The 5,349-nt window shown below is 38.6% G+C and carries 5 protein-coding genes and 1 pseudogene; 3 read left to right on the forward strand and 3 right to left on the reverse strand.

Annotated elements, in window-relative coordinates; all coding sequences use genetic code 11:
• From V5N63_RS00400 to pdhA, 3 genes and pseudogenes are all read right to left on the reverse strand, one after another.
• Window positions 1-110: pseudogene (locus V5N63_RS00400) on the reverse strand (lipoprotein-releasing system ATP-binding protein LolD); the annotation flags it as partial.
• Window positions 111-200: 90 nt separating this feature from the next.
• Window positions 201-1,853, reverse strand: a complete 1,653-nt coding sequence (locus tag V5N63_RS00405) for a 2-oxo acid dehydrogenase subunit E2 (RefSeq protein WP_332032017.1) — start codon at window positions 1,851-1,853, stop codon at window positions 201-203.
• A 77-nt stretch (window positions 1,854-1,930) separates the two neighbouring features.
• A complete protein-coding gene (pdhA, locus tag V5N63_RS00410) occupies window positions 1,931-2,935 on the reverse strand; it encodes a pyruvate dehydrogenase (acetyl-transferring) E1 component subunit alpha (RefSeq protein ID WP_332032019.1) in 1,005 nt (334 codons plus the stop codon).
• Between the two features lie 120 nt (window positions 2,936-3,055).
• Between pdhA and V5N63_RS00415 the strand changes: the two genes are divergently transcribed.
• The 3 genes from V5N63_RS00415 to V5N63_RS00425 all read left to right on the forward strand — a co-directional run.
• Window positions 3,056-3,658 carry an ABC transporter permease gene (locus V5N63_RS00415; protein WP_332032021.1) on the forward strand — a complete coding sequence of 201 codons (603 nt, stop codon included), beginning with the start codon at window positions 3,056-3,058 and terminating at the stop codon, window positions 3,656-3,658.
• Between the two features lie 4 nt (window positions 3,659-3,662).
• Entirely contained in the window at window positions 3,663-4,136 is a 474-nt protein-coding gene (locus V5N63_RS00420) for a BlaI/MecI/CopY family transcriptional regulator (RefSeq protein WP_332032023.1), read from the forward strand.
• A 23-nt stretch (window positions 4,137-4,159) separates the two neighbouring features.
• Window positions 4,160-5,349 (forward strand): DUF4153 domain-containing protein (locus tag V5N63_RS00425; RefSeq protein WP_332032025.1); only part of this gene is annotated, 1,190 nt, incomplete at its 3' end.

Consider the following 5,349-nt stretch of genomic DNA (forward strand, 5'->3'; position numbering starts at 1 on the left):
CCGGATTCACCAACGATAGACACTACTTCGCCTTCTAGAATATGTACATCAACTCCTTTCAGAACTTCCAAATCACCGTATGACTTATGAATATTGCTTGCTTTTATCATGGTTTCAAAAATAGGGAAAATGATTTTAATATGTCAATAAAAATCCTTCCAAAAAATTCTTTGGAAGGATTTCATACTATGAGTTTAAATTTAGAGCAGCAACGTTAACGGCTGTTCCAAATACGTTCTTAAAGTCTGTAGAAACTGTGCTCCGGTAGCACCGTCAACCACACGGTGGTCGCATGCAAGAGAAAGTTTCATGGTGTTTCCTACGACAATCTGTCCGTCTTTCACAATTGGTTTTTCAACAATCGCTCCTACCGAAAGAATTGCTGAATTCGGCTGGTTGATAATCGATGTGAAAGTTTCAATACCAAACATTCCTAAATTAGAAACCGAGAATGTTGACCCTTCCATTTCGTTGGCTTTCAATCCTTTAGATTTTGCTCTTCCGGCCATATCTTTCACCGCTGCAGAAATCTGGTTGTAATTCATCTGGTCTGCATTTTTCAGTACAGGAACTACTAACCCGTCCGGAATCGCTACTGCAACGCCAACGTTGATGTTTCCGTGGTGAACAATTTTATCGGCATGCCATGTTGAATTCACTTGTGGGTGTTTTCTTAAGGCCATCGCAGTTGCTTTAATCACCATATCATTGAATGAAATTTTGGTATCCGGCAATGAATTGATTTCTTTACGTGCTTCAATCGCTTTATCCATGTTGATTTCAACAATAAGATAATAGTGTGGCGCCGTAAATTTACTTTCAGAAAGTCTTTTCGCGATGATATTTCTTACCTGAGAATTCGGCGTTTCTGAATCTTCACCCTGAACAAAGCTCATTGCAGGTTGGGCAGGTTTTGCTTCAACTTTAGCAGCGGGAGTTGCGGCCGCAGGCTGAGCTGATGGAGTGAAACTTTCGATATCTTTTTTCACGATTCTACCGTTTTCACCACTTCCTTTCAAAGCATGAACATCGATTCCTTTTTCTTCAGCCATTTTTTTAGCTAAAGGAGAAATTGCCACGCGCTCGCCCATAGAAGCTGCAACAGGAGTTGAAGCTGTTTCTGTATTTGAAGTTTCTGTTTTTACTTCAGAAGTCTGTGGTTTATTTTCTGCTTTTTTTGCGCCGCCGGAAATAATTCCGGAAACATCTGTTCCTGCCGGACCAATGATGGCAAGCACTGTATCTACCGGACTTGCACCTCCTTCTTCCACCGCTGCATAAAGTAAAGTTCCTTTAAATTCAGATTCGAAATCCTGAACGGCTTTGTCGGTTTCAATTTCTGCAAGAATATCTCCTTCTTTCACATCATCCCCTACGTTCTTATGCCATTTGGCAACTTTACCTTCAGTCATGGTATCAGAAAGACGCGGCATTGTAATCACTTCAACACCGGCAGGGATTTCTGCAGAAGCAGTTCCTTCTTCTTTTTCCACAGGTTTTGTGGTTTCTACATCGGTAATATTCTGTTCGGTCTTATTTTCTTCGGGAATTCCTGCAGCTTCCTGAGGAGTAGTTCCGGCAGTATTTCCACCTTTGAGTGCAGAAATATCTTCACCTTCTTTCCCGATAATTGCCAAAACAGAATCTACCGGAGACGATCCTCCTTCTTCTGTTCCAACATATAAGAGAGTTCCGTTAACTTCTGATTCAAAATCCTGAACGGCTTTGTCGGTTTCAATTTCTGCCAAAATATCGCCCTCTTTCACTGCATCGCCAACCTTTTTGTGCCATTTGGCCACTTTCCCATCGGTCATCGTATCAGAAAGCCGGGGCATTGTAATCACTTCAGCCATAATTTTTCTTATTTGAGATTAAAAAAGCCGAAGCAGGAGATTTTGCGGTCCCCAGCTTCGGATTTAAAATGTAATTATCAGTTATTTTCTATTTTGTCAAGGAATGGATAATCTTCCTGAGCGTAAACGTATTCGTAAACTTTATCGGCAGTTGGATAAGGTGACTGCTCCATGAACTCAACACATTCTTCTACGAAATCTCTAGATTTTTCATCCAAAGCGTTCAGTTCGTCTTCAGTAGCCCAGTTGTTATTCAGGATTCTTTGTTTTACGATTTCAATTGGATCTTCTTTTTTATGTTCTGCAACCTCCTCTTTTGTTCTGTATGGCTCTGCATCAGACATTGAATGGCCTCTGTAACGGTAAGTTCTTGCTTCGATAAATGTTGGTCCGTCGCCTCTTCTTGCTCTTTCAATGGCTTCGTAAGCAGCTTCCGCCACTTTTTCAGGATCCATCGCGTCTACCGGAAGGCATGGCATTTCGTAACCCAGACCGAGTTTATAAATATCTTCGTGATTGGCTGTTCTTTTCACTGAAGTTCCCATTGCGTACTGGTTATTTTCCACCACGAAAACTACAGGAAGTTTCCAGTTCATCGCCATATTAAAGGTTTCGTGCAGTGAGCCCTGGCGTGCAGCACCGTCTCCGAAGAAACAGATATTTACCCCACCGGTTTCAAAATACTTGTCCGCGAACGCGATTCCAGCTCCCAAAGGGATTTGGCCTCCCACAATTCCGTGGCCGCCATAAAATCTTTTTTCTTTGCTGAAGATGTGCATAGAACCACCCATTCCGCCTGAAGTTCCGGTAGCTTTACCGCAAAGTTCGGCCATAATCCTTTTCGGATCAACTCCCATTGCCATTGGGTGAATGTGGCATCTGTAGGCGGTGATCATACTGTCTTTGGTAAGATCCATTGCATGGGCAAAACCAGCGGGAATTGCTTCCTGCCCGTTGTACAAATGCAAAAACCCACGGATTTTCTGTTTAAGGTAAAGAGATCGGCATTTGTCTTCAAACCTTCTCCACATCGTCATTTCTTCGTACCATTGAAGATACACTTCTTTTGAAAATTCTTTCATGTTTAATCGAAATATGTCGCAAAAATACTAAAAAACTTTGTCTTTATTGATAGCATAAGAGGAGAAATTTATCATACTTCATTTAAAAAAAAACTTATTTTTGAAAGCATAATTTTAAGTATGTTAAAAACCTACCCGCCGGCTGTTATCGGAGTTTCAAAATTCATTTCGAATTTCTTTAATCCGCTGACTTCTTTGATTATTTTTTTTATTTATATCAGCTCGCAAGATTTTGCGCTAAAAGCAGCGCTGAAAACATTTATGCCGATACTACTCTTTACGATTCTGCCGATTGTGATCTGGATTGTATGGAATGTAAAAAAGGGAAATTACAGCAATTTAGATGTATCGAACCGAAACCAGAGAAAGAGCCTTTACTTCTTTATTTCAGCCTGTATCGGGGTTTATCTTATCTATGATTACACTACTACCGGAACCCCTGATCTGCTGATGATATTCCTCATGGTTTTACTTCTTATACTACAAATCAGCAATTATTTTATAAAAAGTTCCATGCATACCGCTTTTAATGTTTTTGTGGCTGCACTTTTTTTTGCTGAAAGTGCGCTGTTAGGAATAATTTGGGCAGTAATAGCCATCTTAGTGGGCATCACGAGAGTAATTCTTAAAAGACACACCGCCAAGGAGGTTTTTACCGGTGCCGCCATCGCAATTCTGGTTTCTTTTATTTATCTTTATACCAACATCCAACTGCAGCAGTAAATATATGAAAATACACCCGCTTACCCATTCCGAAGAACTATTAATGAAAATTTTATGGAAGCTTAATTCTGCATACATGAAAGACGTAATGGACGCTTATCCGGAACCGAAACCGCACCAGAATACCGTTTCAACTTTTATGAAAATTCTGGTTGAAAAAGAATTTCTCACCACAGAAAAGCAAGGCCGGATTTTTAAATATACAGTGGCCATACCCTATGTGAATTACCGGAATTTCGTTCTCGGCAATTTTATTAATACTTATTTCAATAATTCCGGAGAGGAGCTGGTGAAATATCTTCATGATCAACAACTTATTACCACTTCGCAATTAAAGAATTTTATAGGAAACATTACTTCTGAAGTTACGGCTGATCCGGAAAAGAAAGATCCGGTGAAAGAATTTGTGAAAGAAATTACTTCGGACAAGAAACCTAAGAAAAAGGAGAAAAAGAAGGAGAAAAAGAAGAAAAAATAACTGTACACCACACCACAAAAACGATGTTAAAAAAAATTAATGAAATTTTCGGGAAAACCGATGATATTCTTCGGCGTTATCCGATGGTTTTGCTCATGTCTTTTTTGGGTTCACTATCGCTGATGTGTTTTGCGCACGTCAATTTTAATGCAAATCCTGATTTTTTTGTTTTTATAAAATTTGCGCTGGTTTCCTGTCTCGGAATTTCACTAATGTTCGCATTAAAAATGCTTTCACAAAGGATTGGGAAGCAAACTTTACTGGAGATTTCAGGTGTTTTGTTCTTAATATTTTCTTATTTTCTTCTTCCACAAGAGGAAAAATATTTTACGGAGCGTTATGCTTTTTTAATCGTACCTGCTTTTATTCTTTCGCATCTTTTGGTATCTTTTATTGCATTTTTCGGAAAAGAAAAAGAGGTGAATTTCTGGCAGTATAACAAGAATTTATTCATCAATATATTTCTTACCGGTGTTTTTACCGGTGTTTTAACGGGTGGCGTAGAACTGGCGATTCTGGCTATCGATAAACTTTTCAGCTTTAATTTCAATGAACGCTATTATCTGGAAACTTTTTATTTTCTTTCCATTTTCGGCAGCAGTTTTATTTTTCTTCTGTTTAATGAAAAAGGACTTTCCGCTTTGGAAAAAAACGGAACATATCCGGTAATTCTCAAATTTTTCACACAATACATTTTAATTCCGCTTTTACTTATTTATGCGGTAATTCTTTATTTATATTCGGCTAAAATCCTGATCAACTGGGAGCTTCCAAGGGGTTGGGTATCGTATTTAATTTTAGCTTATTCGGTTGTCGGGATTTTGGCTTTATTGCTTGTACATCCTTTAAAACATGAATCAACAACTTCCTGGGTAAGAATATTTTCGAAAATATTTTATTTCACGCTGATTCCGCTTCTTGTTTTGCTTTTCACCGCAATTTTTACCCGAATTTTGGAATACGGATATACTGAACCACGATATTTTGTTCTGTTGCTGGCGATTTGGCTCACTTTGGTTGTTTTCTATTTTATTTTTACACCAAAAGCGACGATTAAATTTGTCCCGATTAGTCTTTTTGCGATTGGATTATTTGCGCTGGTTTGCCCCTATCTCAATACATTTTCTGTAGCGAAAAGAAGTCAGAAAACGGAACTTAAAAATATCCTTAATCAAAATAACTTAGTTAAAAACGGTAAAATTGATTTCAGTGT

The sequence above is a fragment of the Kaistella sp. genome, assembly GCF_032060305.1.
GTDB lineage: Bacteria > Bacteroidota > Bacteroidia > Flavobacteriales > Weeksellaceae > Kaistella > Kaistella yananensis.

Excerpts from the sequence above, each read along its gene's own strand:
- V5N63_RS00405 (WP_332032017.1), bottom strand. The coding sequence starts at position 1,853 with ATGGCTGAAGTGATTACAATGCCCCGGCTTTCTGATACGATGACCGAT.
- pdhA (WP_332032019.1), bottom strand. The coding sequence starts at position 2,935 with ATGAAAGAATTTTCAAAAGAAGTGTATCTTCAATGGTACGAAGAAATG.
- V5N63_RS00415 (WP_332032021.1), top strand. The coding sequence starts at position 3,056 with ATGTTAAAAACCTACCCGCCGGCTGTTATCGGAGTTTCAAAATTCATT.
- V5N63_RS00420 (WP_332032023.1), top strand. The coding sequence starts at position 3,663 with ATGAAAATACACCCGCTTACCCATTCCGAAGAACTATTAATGAAAATT.